The sequence below is a fragment of the Ignatzschineria cameli genome (genome assembly GCF_003121895.1).
In the GTDB taxonomy this organism is placed as follows: Bacteria; Pseudomonadota; Gammaproteobacteria; order Cardiobacteriales; family Wohlfahrtiimonadaceae; genus Ignatzschineria; species Ignatzschineria cameli.
In genome coordinates this window covers 342538-360942 of sequence record NZ_QEWW01000001.1, presented here as the reverse complement: position 1 = coordinate 360942, position 18405 = coordinate 342538, and the positions used below count along the sequence as shown (strand labels likewise).

Sequence of the window (18405 nt, the reverse complement as noted above, 5' to 3'; positions counted from 1 at the left end):
ACGCACAATCTTCGAAAGCGAAGATTTCTAAGCCGCCTATGCGGCGGTTAACTTCCTTCCACTATCCAGATCTCATCAGCTTTATTTCTAAGCCGCCTATGCGGCGGTTAACATTCGTTATATGTTGATAGCGAAAGATGCACCTTTCTAAGCCGCCTATGCGGCGGTTAACGATACTATAAGAGGTTTTCTGGCCTACCTTAATTTCTAAGCCGCCTATGCGGCGGTTAACACAGATCACCAAGCTAAGTCAGAGAGCATCAATTTCTAAGCCGCCTATGCGGCGGTTAACTCTTTGCAGCAGATCGGCGGGAAGACAGTTGCTTTCTAAGCCGCCTATGCGGCGGTTAACCACCTCTATTTATAGTTCTCGTGTATGAAATATTTCTAAGCCGCCTATGCGGCGGTTAACGCTCACCTATGGAGCATATCCGCAATCGATTTTTTCTAAGCCGCCTACGCGGCGGTTAACTTATTAAGAGCGCAGAAGCAGCTGCACAAAAATTTCTAAGCCGCCTATGCGGCGGTTAACTCTGGCAAGCGCCGAGCGTCTAAGGGGTAAAGTTTCTAAGCCGCCTATGCGGCGGTTAACTTGCAGTCTACCGTCCAGAGGCTTTCGTTAAATTTCTAAGCCGCCTATGCGGCGGTTAACTTATCTCTTTCTATTAAAACCTTTTTCAAATCTTTCTAAGCCGCCTATGCGGCGGTTAACACAGATCACCAAGCTAAGTCAGAGAGCATCAATTTCTAAGCCGCCTATGCGGCGGTTAACATAAGCGAGAGGCAGTATTATGATGCTCTCGATTTCTAAGCCGCCTGTGCGGCGGTTAACTGCCCACAACTATGCCCGACGTGGCAACCATGTTTCTAAGCCGCCTGTGCGGCGGTTAACGTACCATACCAAAAGACCAAACCACAAACCATTTTCTAAGCCGCCTGTGCGGCGGTTAACAGCAGTTGAGAGATAGGGATTGCCATCTGGGTTTTCTAAGCCGCCTGTGCGGCGGTTAACCTTCCCGGCGCAAGCGATATGAATCGTATTGATTTCTAAGCCGCCTGTGTGGCGGTTAACGCATCACGGGTTTTAACGCTGAAGGACATTGCTTTCTAAGCCGCCTGTGCGGCGGTTAACATTTTCCGGCAGATCTCTTTTGCAGCTATCTATTTCTAAGCCGCCTGTGCGGCGGTTAACCCGGCGTTATCTCTGTACCAGATTGCAGCGGCTTTCTAAGCCGCCTGTGCGGCGGTTAACGGGTAATCCACAATTGCTCGAGCGAGCCAATCTTTCTAAGCCGCCTGTGCGGCGGTTAACGTGATTATGCAAACCTTGATGCATTAGTGATTTTTCTAAGCCGCCTGTGCGGCGGTTAACCTGTTCTGGCGAATCCTATTGTACTCGTTATTTTTCTAAGCCGCCTGTGCGGCGGTTAACATCCTGGATAAAGGGGTTTACCATCGACGAGCTTTCTAAGCCGCCTGTGCGGCGGTTAACGCAAGACAATGCAGGGATGTCGAGCAAGATTCTTTCTAAGCCGCCTGTGCGGCGGTTAACCAAGCGTAGCTCACGTTTGCGGTTTCTCGTTTTTTCTAAGCCGCCTGTGCGGCGGTTAACTTAATCAATATCATATGCGCCCACAAGGCGGTTTTCTAAGCCGCCTGTGCGGCGGTTAACTAAATGCGATCGTATCTGCTATCGATCTGTCCTTTCTAAGCCGCCTGTGCGGCGGTTAACCAACTGAAACAGTTAACGCAATTCAGAGTAGCTTTCTAAGCCGCCTGTGCGGCGGTTAACTAAATGCGATCGTATCTGCTATCGATCTGTCCTTTCTAAGCCGCCTGTGCGGCGGTTAACTGCAAAACAGCATGTAAGCACGCTAGACAGTATTTCTAAGCCGCCTGTGCGGCGGTTAACTTAGCCTGGTGGGAATCAAACCCACATCTCAGTTTCTAAGCCGCCTGTGCGGCGGTTAACACACGACTTTTTGGCCGTTAACTGTTGCTTCGTTTCTAAGCCGCCTGTGCGGCGGTTAACTAGAGAGATAAAAAAAGGTAGGATTAATGGGGTTTCTAAGCCGCCTGTGCGGCGGTTAACACGTTGTAATCATTGCCTGTTAAGCCTGATAATTTCTAAGCCGCCTGTGCGGCGGTTAACGGTTTTAGCCATGCCCTCTGCCCACCGGCGAGTTTCTAAGCCGCCTGTGCGGCGGTTAACTTATGGTTAGAAGCAGATCCTTTCCAACCGTATTTCTAAGCCGCCTGTGCGGCGGTTAACAAAAAGTAAGCTACCACCGCAGGGGGGCATAATTTCTAAGCCGCCTGTGCGGCGGTTAACTACAGATGCTCTGAATCCGAGGGAGAGCGCTGTTTCTAAGCCGCCTGTGCGGCGGTTAACAATTGAGCGCCACGATCTTAAATTCACCGAGCTTTCTAAGCCGCCTGTGCGGCGGTTAACTACATGGCGTGGGGGTACTTGGCGCATGTACGTTTCTAAGCCGCCTGTGCGGCGGTTAACTTTACGAATTTATTCCCACGCGCTCCCATAAATTTCTAAGCCGCCTGTGCGGCGGTTAACTAGAGATAAATCTTCTAGAACGCTCATTATATCCAAATTGTTAAAGAACAGGGATAAAAAAACCCTAATTTTTCTAGATTACTTTTCATGATTAAAAATCAATAAGTTACATCTTAACGAAAAATTAGGGTTATTATCTAATCAGAAAGGTGCATTCTTTTTTAAAAAATAGGAACAGCAGCAGTTTTACTCAAGCCATAACTATCGAATACTCCATGACGTTGATTGCGCTTATCCCAAGAGTGTCGTTTTACCCAAATTGTAAAAGTCTGTCCTGTACTTCCACTTTTCACTTTAAAGTGCGGAATGCCAAAAGGTAAAGAACGCTCAGTTAAAACATATTCACAAACAGCATCACTCCACTTTTCAGGATGACGCTTTTGATAACGTCTCACTTGGCTTTTACTAATTGATTGGGGTCTCCATCTTGAAAAAATGACATAATCATCCACCTCATCTGGAACTCTTTTTATGGAAGTTACTAAAGCATAATCACGAATAAGATGATTTTGACGGATATATTGATCAAATTGCTGAAGCACTTCTGTACTTGCAAAAAGACGAATAATGCCACCTAGCCGCTTATTCAAGTTATAGTTAGGAAACCCTACTCCTACCTTTCCTTTTAGCCCACTTGAAATTAACAAATTATGAATCGCCATCATCAATTCGCTGATAATGAGATCTTCCGTCATCTCTTCTTGGGGTATGGCTTTTAAATCTAAGTAATCTGTAATAATCATACGACCTCCTTAAGATTTACCACCAAAAACTCCACCACGAATTAAGTTAGCTATCACAAAATGCTTCTCATCGAGGGAAATCTCTTTATCTTTTACAATCCAATCTTCGAAGAATTTGTAAAAGTGATTCTTTGCTCTAAAAGCCTCACCCATAGTGGAGACTGTTCCAAATGGCTCTACAGCAATGGGAAATTGTGCATCGTCCATATACCAAGTATCTATTGTTCTAATTGCATTGCCCACTTTCTGTGAATGCATACCCGCGGTATCGTTGGTGCTATAGAGCACTTTACTCTTTGCCCCTTTAGCAGAACTTGCATCTTGTACAAATTCCTGTGATGGGTAGACTTCATGTCCCTCACCAATATATGCAGTTGCAACCACTTTTAGATTTACAAATTGTTCACCTTTCAATCCTTGAGCAATCACTCTCGATAGATGTTCTACATTCTCATCTTTCAAAAACTGTAATAATGGATAATCCTTCACATCTTCAATAGTTATAAATGGATCTGATTCTCCATCCTGATAGATTTCGAGCTGGATATTTCTAGCCGAAACCCTATTTCTCCAAAGCCAACGACCATTAATGATGTTATATGCATAACGATCGGTAAGTGCGGAAAGATTAGTCTCATCTGCCAGATACTCTTCAACTAATGCCATCAACTTCTTCTGAAACTCAGGCTCATTACAACTCCAAGGCTTACCGTTAAATGGGAGAACCTTGAAATTCCATTTCGCAACTAAACTATCTTTATCATTATCGAGTTTTGCGACATCAACTCGCTGAATATTGGCAGAACGTTTATCATTCTCTTTCGCACTTTTGTGAGAGATGGTCCCCAAAACAGTTTTTTCAGTAAGCGATATAGGAGAGGGGCTCTCATCACTTCCTACACGCTTTTGGAAGAAATAGAGATCAGAACAATCAAATTTACGCTCAAAAGCCAATACGCTTGGATAAGTTACTTTCGTCATATTTATCTCCTATGATAAAAAAACAAACTACCTAACATCATGATTTATAAAATAATTACATCAATACAATTTTGTGGAATTTATTCTTGAGGTGAAGCTAATAGATATTGCCCTGCTTCCCTCTCGTTAAACCAAAAATAGTGGGAAAGTGGTAACTTCGCTCTATCCGATACTATTCGATAAGTTAATATCCATTGTCCAAGAGAATAGAGAGGTTCCACGAATTCAGTGGGATATTCCGGCATTCTTATCGCTTTTAATGCATGAGGCTCAAATACTTTGGAGACTGATTGGTATCCCACCATGAGAGGGACAATCCAACCATTCCCTTGTTGTAAAGTTTTAAGTTGCCAGCGGCTATCAATATCTTGAGGAGGTTCATACTGAAGTTTTGCAGTATCGAGCAGAATATCTAAGGCATCTTTCGTCGGATTCTCATCTAATAATTTTCCCATTAGATCTTCCCTTGAGCAGAGGAGATAACCAAAACCAACCTGCTTGATAATCTTCCTTTTCATCTGCTCATCATCCACTTCTGATTCAAGCCAATGGATATCTTCATGAGCTTCAACAACACCGCCGGCAAACCGAGATTGTGATAACCAATGCTTAATGATTGATTTCCCTTGCTGCAATTTCGCTTCATTTAAACTCTCTAACACACTGATTTCAATGACTAAAGAGAGTTTTAAATCAATACGTCCCTCTTCAATAATAGGAGGATTCGCACCTGAGCGGGTTAACGGCGCCTTTCTTTGTAGAAAGGTATAATCTCGACCTGAGTGTTCACGATAAACTTTGGCTTCATACTCGTGCGCTACCAACATCCAGCTTTGATATCGAGCTTCTTGTAGAGGATGGTTATCGCTCTCTCTATCATCGATATCTCTATTTTCTACCTCTTTAATTAAAGCTCTGTTTAAAGCATGAACAAATCCTTCAATGGCCGTTAATGCCGGAAACCCATAAATTAAATTCCCTGAGATTGCATTTGCATCTCGAACTGTAAGGTGATTAAGGACAAGGTAGTAAGTTATCTCTTCAGGTTTAGTATTACACATGTGTCGTCTCCTCACTCAGCAAATTATCAAGGGGGATTAAAGAGCTAAATAGAGTAATTTTCAACATTTTCAGCCATTCTTGATACTCGGTATCTGCAATATTTTGCGAACTCAACAATGAGGAGAGCTTTGGATTCTTTTGAATAACATTGACAATCCACCCCTGGATTCGGCTTGATATCCGTTCAATTTCCATTCGGTTTAATGGCTTCTCCTCAAAGCGAGGATTATCAGGATCTAGCCAATGCTTTTCGACAAGCTCTAAATTATAATCATCACTCCATCCTGCTGCTTTTCGTTGATATTGCTCAATCACTTGAATAATTCGATAAAAAATCGTATCGAGTGCATCTCTAATTTGTAATTTAATATCAATATTAATCTTGTCATGATATTGGATGCGTCTTAAAGCGATCTCTAGCTCTCTGAAAGCATTACGACAATGATACGAAAGTCGACTATCAAAAATAGAGTCACTATCTGGATGAAGATAGTAATTATCTCTTAACTGCCCCGTCGGAGGAAATGAGGGAAGCAGATGATTGCGCCCAAAAAGATTATGGGTATGCAACCCCACATTACGAGGGTGAGCACCCCCTAAATGTATGCGTGCTAAATTTTGGAAATTAAAATATGGTTTTAAATCCTGAAGCTTCTCTGCCCGCAGCTCCTTTTTCTCAGGATCGATTTTCTGCCAATCTTGCCGGGCTTTTCTCGCAGCTTTCATCTCATCGCTATAGCGCTGATTAATTCTCTGATTTGCTTCATAGAGTAAGGCGGATGCATGTAGCGGAATTAGATTATGATATTGCTCATCATCAATGGAATCACACCCATCAACAGGCCAAATAAGCATCTTATTCCAATCGCCATCTACTATCACCTCTTCATCATTAACAAAGATCTCTTTAAGCGCTTTTTGCATCGCTTTTGAGCGCTCTTTATCTTTAGAGAAGAGACCATCAAGGACCTCATCATCTGTCATCAAAAGATCATATAACGATTTATCTTCTGTAATCGGTGCCGTTACAACGCGCATTAAGGTGATTGAAGCGCCATTACCCGTTACATCCAATAATGGTTTCTCAATTGAATGGGTACCAACATAGTGATCAAACTCCTGCCCACTTGGTTTAAAGGTAAAGTTACTTCCTTTGGAGCTAGAATGTACCCCTTTCGAAATATGAGTTCCCGCTTGCAAGCCCGCAGCACGCTCAATATTTTTCTCAAACCACTCTTCTATTGTGTCAGGCGAAATTTTGAGCTCTTTTTCAAAAAAGAGTCTCAGCCGTTCTTTCACAATAGAAGATGTCAATGTTTCCATACAACCTCCTCTTAACCAGGGAAATCAAAATATAAACATATATCAAAATTATCCATATAAAAATTAACTTAACTGCTTTATATACTAGAATGAATATATGCTTTTCCTTTCTCATTATTATATTAAGTCAACCAAAAATAATATTCAACCAAAAAAACTAATAAATGGATATAGAATTTTAGGTTATAAAAAAACCCAGTGCTATAAAACACTGGGTCACCGCCTGTTCGGCGGATAATAAACAAAATAACTACTAAATTTTCTCAGCTGCTTATTCAGCAGTTGGTAGACATTATACTCTACCCCTATGGTAAAACCCTAACCATGGATGGAAATCGAATTGCTTCGTTTGATCTAATTCGATCGTTAAAAAATTAATCGCCGAGGATCGATATGATTTCTTCTTAATCTGCCGGCATATTTTTGCAAACTCCTGCTTTACATCTAATTCTAACCAGCGAGAGACTTGTGAATTCTCCCTAGTAATCTCTAAGGAGTTCTTTGAGGAGACTAATTGCTCATGACTAACTAAATCTCGATCTTCTCCTTCTTGATAGAATTCTTGCAAACTCTCATAAGCAATAAACTTAAAGTCAGCATCTTCAATATCACTGATTTTTCTAATATCGGAAAAAGGAAAATAGATATAACGCCGGTCACTGCCATAACTCTTTCGAAAAGGGGTTTCAGCTTGTAGATCGGCTCGTAGATGCACCGCATATCGTGGGTTCCAAAAGATATTCATCAGATTCTCGGTGGGTTTTCCATCTTTCTTGGGAAAGTACCATGCCCTTAGAACGGTATGCTCTAAATCAGATAGATATCTACATTTAATAATATTATCCTGATTCCGAGCACTTCGCCTGCGCCGTCTTGGAGCAGTTCTATCCTCAGCTACCATCGATTCGCCTTCCGCTTCTATTTTCATAATTCTTGGAATTGAATCTATCACGGAAAGTTCCACTTCTCTAAAGAGAGATTGATAACTATTATCTCCTTGATGTTCTATTAACCGATATTGAGCATTTTCATAGCCAGGTTTTTCATAAGCAATCTTCGTATTTGAAAAACAGCTGCGTAAATTACGATCTAATACACCAACATTCGTCGGTAAGTTATCAATCTTTTCAATTGGATTTTCTGTCTTCCCCTTCTTAGATGAAGTAGAGGGGATAATAGATTGATAAAGTTGCCCTAACTCCCGGTGACGCATAATTCTTCCGGCTAATTGAATTAGAGAACTCATTGCTGATGGTTCACTAATTGCCCAATTAAGATCGATATCTCTTCCAACTTCAATCACTGGCGAAGCAATAATAAGAAAAATATGATGTTGAGCAGGATGGGCAATCAATGCCTCTTTGATCTCAGGCTGCATAAAGAGCTGCTCTGGAACCTTACGGTTAAAGAGTCGATCAAGGATCTTCTCTAATTGAGAGCGAAGTAATAACAGTTGCCGTGCATGATAGGGAACAATATGGAGATGAGTATCTTTCGGCAGCGATAATTCAAAAAATGCTCGAGTCAATGACAAAATATGGCGAATATTGGCAATTCTTAAAACCCCACAACTTAAATCCATCGGTTTCAATAGAATATTTTCTCTATCTGGTAATTCTATTATACGTTGAGCCTTAAGAACTTGTGTTTGTAACCACTCTGGAATAGGCTCACTATTATTATGATGCATCTCTATAATCGAGGGTAATAATGAGGCGGCTAATTGTTGATAATCTTCACTATTTGCGCTACAAGTCTTCGGGGAAAACTCAAATGGAATAAGCTCTCCTCGGCGCATAGGTCGCGCTAATCGCATAGATTCAAGCGCCCTTACCCGAGATGAGACAAAATCATTATGGTGCTCCATAAACTGCACGCGCGTATGATCAATATTAAACGTTTCCGACTTCTCTACATTTAATTCATACTCTTTTAACTCATCTTCCAAATCACTCTCAATTAACGCTACATCAATGACGGTTGATTCACACTTAAACTCATCAAACCAAGCAACCAATACTTTGCCATTCTCATCACTTGTATCTGCTAAATTTTGTTTCTGCCATAATCGATAACCTTGACTATAAGCTTCAAATAACCCCGCAATCAGATCCGGTGCTAATGTTGCAGAAGAGAGCATAATTCTACTTCCTAATACTCCGGCAAGGTAGATTAAGCGCGTTACAGCATAGAGATCTTCGGGACTAAAATCATCCACTTCATCCAAAATAAGATCAGAAGTCAATAGCCGTAAAATAGGGACAATATGCTTACCGCCACGCATTGTTTCGGTAGCAGGTATCAGATGATCAATTGTGGTAGCTACAATCGGAGAGTAGAGTAGTTTCTGCGCTTTCTGATCTGATATAGCAACACCCAGATCCTCTTCAGTTAAGGCTGTATCATATCCACCTAACACATCCCCTTCAACAAGTGCAGTCAAAGACTCACTCCCTTGATTTGCATATTGTGCTTCCACTTGAGACATTTGAGAATCATCCTCATCAATCTGCAATGAAGTGTGCTCAGAATTATTCGAAGCCATTTGCTGACTCTCTTTCGCTTTTAAAGCATAGAGTTCCGAGACACCAACACCCCCCACTAAAGTCGCAATCTCATAATCTGAGAGTGTTAAGTCCTCTTTAAGCTTCTCCCCTGTTTGCAGGGTTAACACACGAAGCCCTAAAGCAATCGTCAATCTCGATCTTCGCTGTTCGCTTTGAAGCGAATTCATAATTTTGACATTACCAAGCGTCTTACCATGCCCGGTTGAAGCCATATTAATGCCAAAGAATCCCTCTGTTTCTGATTGTAAATTAAGCCTCCTTGCCAATTGCGTTGCGGAATCTTGCCAAATAAACTTAGTAAGGTGTTTAGGCGTACGACTCTTCATTAAGAGAGGCTTCTCTTTCAAAAAAGGCAACTCTTGCCGTAGAAAAGGGAGTTTACGAGCAAAATTAGAAGCTTGTCCGGCAACTCCTGTTAAATGACGTGCTAATGTCTGATTAGGTTCTTGATTTTCACGGCTAAATGTATTGGCGATCAATGGTAATGCGCGATAAAGATATTGATCTCCTACCTGTTCAAAAAAGCGCAATCCTAGGCTTGATCTTACAGAAGAGTAAGTATGATCTGCTAATATCAAAGTTGTACGGCTTAAATAGAGTATAAATGGAGAAAGAAGCCCTTGACCACGCTCATATAGAGATAATAGTAATGCTTGTGAAGCCCAATATTTTAGCGCATCACTCCATCCTTTAAACTGCTTCGTTAACTCAGGCGTAACACGTTCTGGATCAGTTAAAATATGCCAAAACTTCAAATCATTCTCGGCACTATTTCTAACCCATCCCTTCATTGCCCGTAACTCTGCAAAGAATTTCTTTCGTGTTATCCAGATATTTTGCTTCTTTCCTCTCTCTTCAACAGAGGCTAAAGGGAGCTTATGATGAGAGACAATCAACCAAGAAAGAAGCTGAATCAATGGTTGATCAGGAATCGTCACATGATCAAAATTTTGCTCTTCTAACTCCCGAAAAAGTTCATCATCCCACTCAAAATGGGCTAGACGCTCTAATGCTTCTAAATCTGTTTGGCAATCTTTAATAATCAACAAAAAGAGTTGCAAGGAGAGCCATTCATGCCGATAAGGGTCTATAGCTTGCCCGCCAGGCCGCAACTTCTCTTGAAACCCAATAGTTGCTTTACCAAGATCATGTAATAACGCGGCTAACGTAGCTACAATCTCAATGGTTCGTCCATCTCTCCACTGAATCTCATCTTGAGGATTAACACGACGTTTAGTTCGATTTGTGGGTACTCTCCCCCGCTCATTAAATGTATAGGGTCGTCCTACCGTCCAAAGGAGCTCTGTGTGATTTTTACTTCGAATCCAAAAACAAGCAATGGCACTATTTTTACGAGCCGTTTTACGCAATAGACGATGAACTGTTTTCAGGCCTTCCATCGTCATCGCTGTTTGCCAAGTACGACGCCCTGTTCTCTCGGCAAACTGATCTAAAATTTTTCGAGTCTCATTAAGTGCTTTACCACTACATTCAGAGATAAGCAGTACATTCATTTTTTCTCCTCATATTGATAATTAGCGATCTCTTTAAGTACCTCAAAAATATGATCTAATACCTCTAAACTTCGAAACACCTCTATCACTTTCTCTCTAAATTCACGTTCATTATCTCCTGAAAGTGCCGATATAAAAGCTAAAGGTAAAACAATTCCATCTTTAATAATGTCTGCTGCATCGAAGACTAACCCACCCCTACGCGTTTTTCCATGTAAAATCGATAATCCATGAGGCAAGCCTAAAACCCAACAGGCAGTTGCACCAAGGCCGTATGCTAAATAATTTCCATGATCTAAAAAACGATTGGTAGGATCTTTTTTTCGATAATCGCTATCTGTTGAATCTCTGCGAAAGCTTGCTTCATTTAAGGTTGCTTGATTCGAAAAATAATAGAGTTTCTTCGTTAAACGACCCTCTGTCAAAAGTAGTTCTTGAGTATTTGAACATTGTTCTATTTCACGCTCATAGTTTTCTACAGCTTCTTTTAGCAGGTTAATATTGAATTCCCAGGAATGTTTCTGCCACATCTTGAGCGTGAACTGCAACCTCGCTTTTTGAAGGAGTTTAGCTGCTTGTAAGCGTTTATCATCATCAAACCAAAACTGACACCATGCTTGTAGATACTCTGTCGGACGATATTCTGATTGAGGAGAGAAAAAATGACATGCTATCTCAGGCTCTGTACCTGCTAATAGTGGTGTTCCACCATTTCCAGAAAATCCAATCATTACACCTGCTTTTACTAAATCCCGAACAGCCGCTTGGGTAATTGATGTTCCAATTCCCAATAATAAGCAGCTCGTATTCGCAATAGGAATATTATAATAGAGTGCTTCCTTACCTCGATCGGTCACATACTCTACGCGCCCACCATTAACTAGCACTCGACAATATTCCAAATAATAGATATTCGCACGCTTCGAATGAAGAATCGCTTTCAAATCAGAACCATGTAGATAATCCATAATTAACCTCTACCTAATCGCTTCATTTTTAAGGAGGTATAACAAGATGCATTGTAAGATGCATTACTAGATACAATAAAATAATGCTTGATACCCTCTATTCTCACAATAACAAAAAATAGATATATTGTATTAACAAATATCATTATTAAAATAATAAATCCTATAAAAGTCATAAAATAATAGAAGTCATAGAAGTCATAAAACCACAAACTTTATGATCAATGACGCCATTATGATTCAATTTTATAAATTTCTACCAACCGCAAATTTGTCTTTTTAGGGTAAGTTTACGAATAAAGCTGTTAGGAGAGCGCCTAGATAGAGCGGTTGATTTTTGAGATAAAAAAAGAGTAACTCCGAATTAATCGAAATCACTCTTATTATCTCAACTGATGATTGTCTTATTGAAAAAAGTAGCTCTTCTCCTAAAGCAGAAGATCAGCAATAAAGGCTGAGCCTAAGAAGGTGCCGGTGAAGGTTAAAAGTGCAACAATTGCGATCTTGATTCCTGACTTTTTAAAAAGATCCACTTCACGTTTTGAAATTGCAATACCTGCATAGGCCAATGCCGGGGTGATAAGTGGTAAGAGCCCTAACTTCTCTGTCATTATGACTAGATGATCTGCCGTTGGCATAAAGGGAAGCCCGAAGAAGATCGCAAGAAGGGAGATCCATGCAATTGCCGGAATCTTAATCGGAATGACCTTACCTAAGAGAACGCCACCAACACTTAAAGCGTAGATAATGATCATCCCAGGGAGAGCTACTAATGGAGAGGTTCCTGTCCCTGCCCAGTTAGAGATCAGAAGAATGACAGACATCACCGCCAATGCGATAAGTACCTGAATCGTTGAAAGACGAAGCTCTTCACCCTCTTCTACCACTTCTGCTTCTAAGAGTGAATCCTCCTCTAAGGCCGCTTCCATCGCGTTATTGACTGCAGCAGGCTTACGGATTTTGCTTAAAAATTTATAGCAATACTCGGCAAGAGGTAACGCCACAAAAACACTCACAAAGAGTCCTGTCCCATAAGTTAAAAGATTTGAAGTTGCGGCAAACGCAACAATATCCTCTGCTTGATTTGGAACCACTTCAGCAAGTGAGGCTGAACATGCCCCCATCATACTGCCACTTCCAACACCACATGCCATTGCTAAAGCACGAACATCGAAGTAATCCCATGAAGCCATAAAACCGGCAAGAAGAGAGAAGTAGATCGCGCCGAAAAGTGTCCCCATCACGTAGACGCCCATCACCCCGATCCCTTCTGGACTCTTAATGCCAAAACGATCTGCAACTAATGCAATATTGGGTTCACGCGCAATTGAGTGTGTCGCGCCCACAGATTCACGCCCCATTCTAAAGAGAAGAACCGCAACCGGCATCGCAACTAAAACCGTTGCCACATTCCCTAGCTCTTGTAGAACAAGTGCCGGACCTGCTGCGATAATATCATTAATCTTCGGGCCGATACCGATTGAGAACTTTGCAATAAAAGGCATCACACAGATCAATACCCAATGACTTGCCGTCTGTGCGCTCGGACCAATAATTCTGCCCGTTCCTGGAATAATATTGCCATTAAAGAGAATTGAGAAGAGAAAGGCATATAGCAGAGGAAGAAGAATCACAATCCCAATGCCAATATCAAACTTCATAATGCCGATCATCTCTGCAAGAACGGTAACAATAATTACCACAAGGTGCAGACGCCAATCCAATAGTTTTGCATAATGCTCATGCTTACTCATACCCTAATCCTCCTGAGTCACATCTGTGCTCTCTTTTTATTATTTATTTCACTGCCTATTTCATTGTCTATTTTATAATCGCAATTAATAATGCAACTATTATGTAACGAGGTTACTTCCTACTTCTCTTGTGAACCATAGCCAAAATTGACTAAGGGCTCTGCTGCTCGCTCAACCCAGATACTCTTCACCTGACTATAAGCTCTTAAAGCCTCTAATCCGGAGGAGCGTCCATACCCACTTCGACCATAACCACCAAAAGGGGAGCTCACATGGATGGTTTTATAGCCATTTATCCAGAAAGTCCCTGCTCTTACCTTATCAGCAACACGGTGTGCTTTGGCAACATCTCGACACCATACCGCACCGGCAAGACCAAAAGTACTCTCATTGGCAATTGCAATCGCCTCTTCCTCTGTATCAAAAGGAATTGCAACAACAACCGGACCGAAGATCTCCTCTTGGGCGCACTGCATCTGATTATTCCCGACCAAAACAGTCGGATAGATATAATACCCTGCCGCTGAGGGAATTGATTCTACATTATTATTAGGGATTTTTGCGCCTTCTCCTAAAGCTTGTTCAATCATTTTGCAGACATGGGTGTACTGTTTTTGATTCTGAATCGGGCCAATCTGTGTCGCTTCATCAAGCGGATTCCCCACTTGAAACTGTGCTGTCGTCGCCGCAAGATCATTAACAAACTGATCAAAAATTATTCGCTCAACTAAAAGTCTAGAGCCGGAGACACAACTCTGTCCTGCAGAACCAAAGATTGCATTTTGTGCGCCCCTTAACGCTTTTTCATAATCGGCATCTGCAAAGACAATATTAGCGGACTTTCCACCTAACTCTAAAATCGCTGGTATTCCCTTTCTTGCTGCTGCTACCGCGATCTGCTCTCCTGTATTAGGAGAACCTACAAAGACCACCTTATCGATATGGCAACGCTGAATCATCATCTGCCCAATTGTATGTCCATAGCCGGCAACAACATTAACCAAGCCTTTTGGAATACCAACCTCTTCGATCAATTTTGCTAATACTAAAGAGGTCACCGGCGTCAACTCTGAGGGCTTTAAAATCACCCCATTTCCCGCTGTAATTGCCGGGGCAATCTGCCATCCTGCAGTAAAGATCGGTGCATTCCATGGCGTAATTTGTAAAACGGTTCCTAAAGGTTCATACACAACATAGTTAAGATGCGTTGTAGGAACAGGAATCACCTCCCCATGAAGCTTATCGCTCCAACCGGCATAATATTCAAACATCTCAGCAACTTTAGCCACTTCACCACGAGCATCACGAATCGGTTTATTACCGACCAATGATTCTAATTCCGTCAATTCCGCACTCACCGCTCTAATCTTCGCACCTACCTGAAAAATTAGACGCCCTCTATCGGCAGCTGTCATCGCTCGCCATTGAGCTTCGGCAACTTTGGTGACCTCATTAAGCTTTGGAATAATCTCAGGAGAAGCATCTCGATAGCTATAAAATAGCGCACCATTATCGGCATTATAGAGCTCAATATCACTGCCATCCCCAATAAACCACTCCCCACCAATATAACTGCCGATACTTTCGGCATTGGGGAAAAATTGGTTGAGCAATTCCCAAAAACGATTCTCTCTCTGTTGTTGCGACCCACAATTCATCATCTTCTTCTCCTCTCGATCCATCTTATTCTTCCGATTATTCTTCCGGTTGTTCTTCTGGCTATTTTCTAATAATTCTTCTAATGACTGATCCATTCGCTATCTCATCAGTTAGACCCATTTATTAAGTACATTTATTAAACACATTTATTAGGTTCACTAAAGAGCAAGCGACTTAACCATAAAGCTCGCTATCACTCTGTTTTACAATTTCATTAAAATCGGCATGATCGGCTAAAAGTGTGCGACTCTGCTCCCATAGCGCCATAACTTCCTGACTAAGGGGAAGCTCCATCTCTAATTCCGCCATCAATGATTGTGCTAACCCGACATCTTTGCGCATCAAACCCATTGTAAAACCGGAATGGTATTGACCATTGAGAATCCATAAAGGGAAATTAACCTCACTCGCCGCACTTCTTCCTGATCCTTTATTGATGCCGGCAAAGAAAGCTTCTGGCTCTACCCCTGCTTTTGCCGCAAGTGAGAGCGCCTCGGCAGTGGTTATTAGATGTGCTGCAATTAGCAGATTATTACAGATCTTCACAATATTGCCGGCACCAGCCTTTCCAACATTGACTTGTGTTGAGCTCATCATCTCTAGAAGGGGGAGTAATGCCTCAAATAACCACTTATCCGCCCCGACAACCATTGTCATTGTGCCATTGAGTGCGCCCTGAGGTCCGCCGGAAACAGGTGCATCAACAAAGAGCATCTCTCGCTCTAAGAGTCGTTGATAAATTTCTCGCGTTACTGTCGGTGTTGAGGTACTAGTATCGATCACAACTAACCCCTTCTTCCCCCATACTTCAATCTCTTCGCTGCAAGCTAAAACATGCTCCGCTTTTGGCAGGGATAAGATTAAAATACGGGCCTCAGCGATCAATTGTGCAGCCGGAAGAATCTTAACTCCCGCTTTTGAAGCGGCGACCGTCGCTGTTTCACTAAGATCAAATCCACTAACGGTGATCCCTTTCGCTAAAAGGTTCTTGGCCATTCCTAGCCCCATATTCCCTAAGCCGATGATTGCAACATCTTTTAGTAGCTCTCTATCCATGATGCTCCCCTTCTATTTCTTATTATCTAATCTTTATAAATAATCTTTATAATCTTTATAAACTTTTATAATCTGTAACTTCTAACTTCTAACTTCTAATCTCTAGTTTCGAGTTTCCAACTTTTAATATCTGATCTTTAATTGATCGCTAGAACGTAATTATTAGAACGCGTCTATTTGATTCCCTCTAGAGTTAATTTCGATTCTAGCTTCCGGGTTGAATTCTAAATTTCGATTTTTGGAATCAATTTCAGTATAGAGAAAGAAAAAATGTGCAACAATAGAACGAATTAGGAATTTTGTTCGTTTTTACGCAACAGAGGGAGTCTCAAGCAGTGATTAAGAAACATCGTGTCTACTATCTCTATCAAGCGGTCAAGTATGGGGGAATTCGTCATGCTGCGGATATTCTCAATATTGCCCCCTCCTCCATTAGTCGGCAGATCACCCTCTTAGAAGAGGAGCTGAAAACACCACTTTTGGAGAAAAACTTAAGAGGTGCGCAACCGACAGAATCGGGAGAGTTGGTGTTAAAATATTTCTCTCATGCATTAGAGCAAGAGGAGGATCTCCTCGCCTCTTTAGCTGCACTTCAAGGATTAGAGCGCGGGAGAGTTACCATCGCAACGGGAGAGGGGTATCTTCGTCATCTCTCCACAATGATTGCTCAATTTTCTAAAGATCATCCACAAATCGAGGTACAACTCTCTGTAGGTAGCAGTAATCATGTTGTGCGCAAGGTCAGTGACAATGAGGCCCATATTGGAATTGCATTTAACCCTATTTTAGAACCCAATCTGCGGATTCACTTTAAGAAAGATCATGCTTTAAAGGCCTTTCTACCGCCACAACATCCTTTGACTCAAGAGAAAGAGCCACTCACTTTAGCCCAGATAAAGGATTATCCTCTGGCAATGGGAGATATCTCCCAAGGAATTCGACAGATTATTCAACGTGTTGAGGATGAGGAAGAGATTATATTGCACTCCACTTTAGAGTGTAGCCAGCTACATATGTTAAAGCAGTATGCCATTGGTGGCGGAATCACCCTACTCCCTGAATTTATGCTCTATGAAGAGGATCGAGATCGCCTACAGCTCCATAATCTACAACATCCCTACTTTAATCGAACAGAGACCTATATGATGACGCGACGAGGACGACAACTACCTCCAGCGGCGCAGAAGTTATTAGTGATGATTTTAAAGATGTTTCCATAGGGCTATCTGTGAGTAGGATAATGATCCTGCGATTATTCGAGATGATCTGAAAAGAGTTGTTGATGATCCGCTCTTTGCCACAAGGCGACTAATGTCTCGCCGGCGGCGCGCTTCTGCTCTTCATAAGTTGCCCCTTTCCGTTCCATTCTGCCGGCAACATAGAGGGCTCTTAGGTAAGGATTTCGATGATTGAGAAGTCTTTTGGCATCCTCTATGCCGATCCCGCTACTTCGTAAAATTTGGTAGACCCCTTGATTAAAGTCGTTGATTCGATCGCTATTCATCCAAGAAGGGAGTGTGCCTTGCGCCTGATGTTGTGAGGCTTTCTGCTTAACTTCCCAAGCTCTCTCTTTTTGGTAGAGGCTCTTTTTTTCGCGCTGTTTTTGTGATTCTTCTGAAATAAAGGAGTAGATCGCCGCAATCAGGAGTATCAATCCACGTAGAAGAAGACGCCCCACCTTATAGAGTAGATAGATCATCAATATTACAAAAATTAATCGCACCATTACGCTTCTCTTCCTCTCTTGCGTTCTGCTTCTATTTTGATCTCTCGCTTCATACGCTTTTGATCTAAAAACCATTCAATTGTGATAAAGATCAACCGAACTATAAGAAAGAGTAGAAGCAGTAAACCTGTACCGATCGCCCCAACGGTGACTAATCCCCAGATTGTTTCCGGCATAATTAATAGATAAGCAACATAATAGGCTAAGAGCACTAATAGAAGCAGCAAAATCACCATCAGTATTACAAATATCATCATCTCTTTAATTCCTTATGGGTCTTATCGATCTTATCGGGCTTATCTGGCTTATCGGTTTTATCAGCAATACACATTTCTCATTATCCATTATTGAGGTGTCCGATTGCTTGATCGATCAGGAAAAGTGGTTAAATTATAGCCCATCTTCCACAACTGCTCTCAATAATGCAGCTTTATTCCCTTCTCTTTTCACAAAATGACGATATAGCAGTATAATGCGCCC

General features: G+C 41.7%; 12 protein-coding genes and 1 CRISPR repeat array (1 of these 13 only partly in view). Of the genes, 1 reads left to right on the top strand and 11 read right to left on the bottom strand.

Annotated features, from left to right (window positions below; genetic code table 11):
• Positions 1 to 2572: direct repeats of the CRISPR family, unit length 28 nt; unit sequence TTTCTAAGCCGCCTGTGCGGCGGTTAAC (it extends 1656 nt beyond the left edge of the window).
• Positions 2573 to 2733: 161 nt separating this feature from the next.
• From cas6f to DC077_RS01380, 9 genes are all read right to left on the bottom strand, one after another.
• Positions 2734 to 3315: a type I-F CRISPR-associated endoribonuclease Cas6/Csy4 gene (gene cas6f, locus DC077_RS01420; protein ID WP_109201531.1), complete on the bottom strand. Its 582-nt coding sequence runs from the start codon at positions 3313 to 3315 to the stop codon at positions 2734 to 2736.
• Positions 3316 to 3324: 9 nt separating this feature from the next.
• Complete coding sequence (gene csy3, locus DC077_RS01415; RefSeq protein ID WP_109201530.1) at positions 3325 to 4296, bottom strand: type I-F CRISPR-associated protein Csy3; 972 nt, start codon at positions 4294 to 4296, stop codon at positions 3325 to 3327.
• 80 nt (positions 4297 to 4376) lie between these two features.
• Positions 4377 to 5357, bottom strand: coding sequence for a type I-F CRISPR-associated protein Csy2 (csy2, locus tag DC077_RS01410; RefSeq protein ID WP_109201529.1), 981 nt, complete (start codon positions 5355 to 5357; stop codon positions 4377 to 4379).
• On the bottom strand, positions 5350 to 6681 hold the full coding sequence (csy1, locus tag DC077_RS01405; protein WP_109201528.1) for a type I-F CRISPR-associated protein Csy1: 1332 nt from the start codon (positions 6679 to 6681) through the stop codon (positions 5350 to 5352). The genes csy2 and csy1 overlap by 8 nt, the downstream gene beginning before the upstream one ends.
• A 292-nt stretch (positions 6682 to 6973) precedes the next feature.
• Positions 6974 to 10762, bottom strand: coding sequence for a type I-F CRISPR-associated helicase Cas3f (gene cas3f / locus DC077_RS01400; RefSeq protein ID WP_109201527.1), 3789 nt, complete (start codon positions 10760 to 10762; stop codon positions 6974 to 6976).
• The gene (gene cas1f / locus DC077_RS01395; protein ID WP_109201526.1) at positions 10759 to 11730 is read right to left on the bottom strand and encodes a type I-F CRISPR-associated endonuclease Cas1f; all 972 of its coding nucleotides are present in this window, start codon (positions 11728 to 11730) and stop codon (positions 10759 to 10761) included. Before cas1f ends, cas3f begins: the two co-directional genes overlap by 4 nt.
• A 428-nt stretch (positions 11731 to 12158) precedes the next feature.
• The gene (locus DC077_RS01390; protein WP_109201525.1) at positions 12159 to 13484 is read right to left on the bottom strand and encodes a DUF3100 domain-containing protein; all 1326 of its coding nucleotides are present in this window, start codon (positions 13482 to 13484) and stop codon (positions 12159 to 12161) included.
• 119 nt (positions 13485 to 13603) lie between these two features.
• Positions 13604 to 15142 carry an aldehyde dehydrogenase family protein gene (locus DC077_RS01385; RefSeq protein ID WP_109201545.1) on the bottom strand — a complete coding sequence of 513 codons (1539 nt, stop codon included), beginning with the start codon at positions 15140 to 15142 and terminating at the stop codon, positions 13604 to 13606.
• A 175-nt stretch (positions 15143 to 15317) separates the two neighbouring features.
• Positions 15318 to 16199, bottom strand: coding sequence for an NAD(P)-dependent oxidoreductase (locus DC077_RS01380; protein ID WP_109201524.1), 882 nt, complete (start codon positions 16197 to 16199; stop codon positions 15318 to 15320).
• Between the two features lie 335 nt (positions 16200 to 16534).
• On the opposite strand from DC077_RS01380, the gene DC077_RS01375 reads away from it, so the two are divergent.
• On the top strand, positions 16535 to 17419 hold the full coding sequence (locus DC077_RS01375; RefSeq protein WP_133243419.1) for a LysR family transcriptional regulator: 885 nt from the start codon (positions 16535 to 16537) through the stop codon (positions 17417 to 17419).
• 32 nt (positions 17420 to 17451) lie between these two features.
• On the opposite strand, the gene DC077_RS01370 is transcribed toward DC077_RS01375, so the two are convergent.
• Complete coding sequence (locus DC077_RS01370; protein ID WP_109201522.1) at positions 17452 to 17925, bottom strand: hypothetical protein; 474 nt, start codon at positions 17923 to 17925, stop codon at positions 17452 to 17454.
• Entirely contained in the window at positions 17925 to 18182 is a 258-nt protein-coding gene (locus tag DC077_RS01365; protein ID WP_133243418.1) for a hypothetical protein, read from the bottom strand. Before DC077_RS01365 ends, DC077_RS01370 begins: the two co-directional genes overlap by 1 nt.
• Between the last annotated feature and the right edge of the window lie 223 nt (positions 18183 to 18405).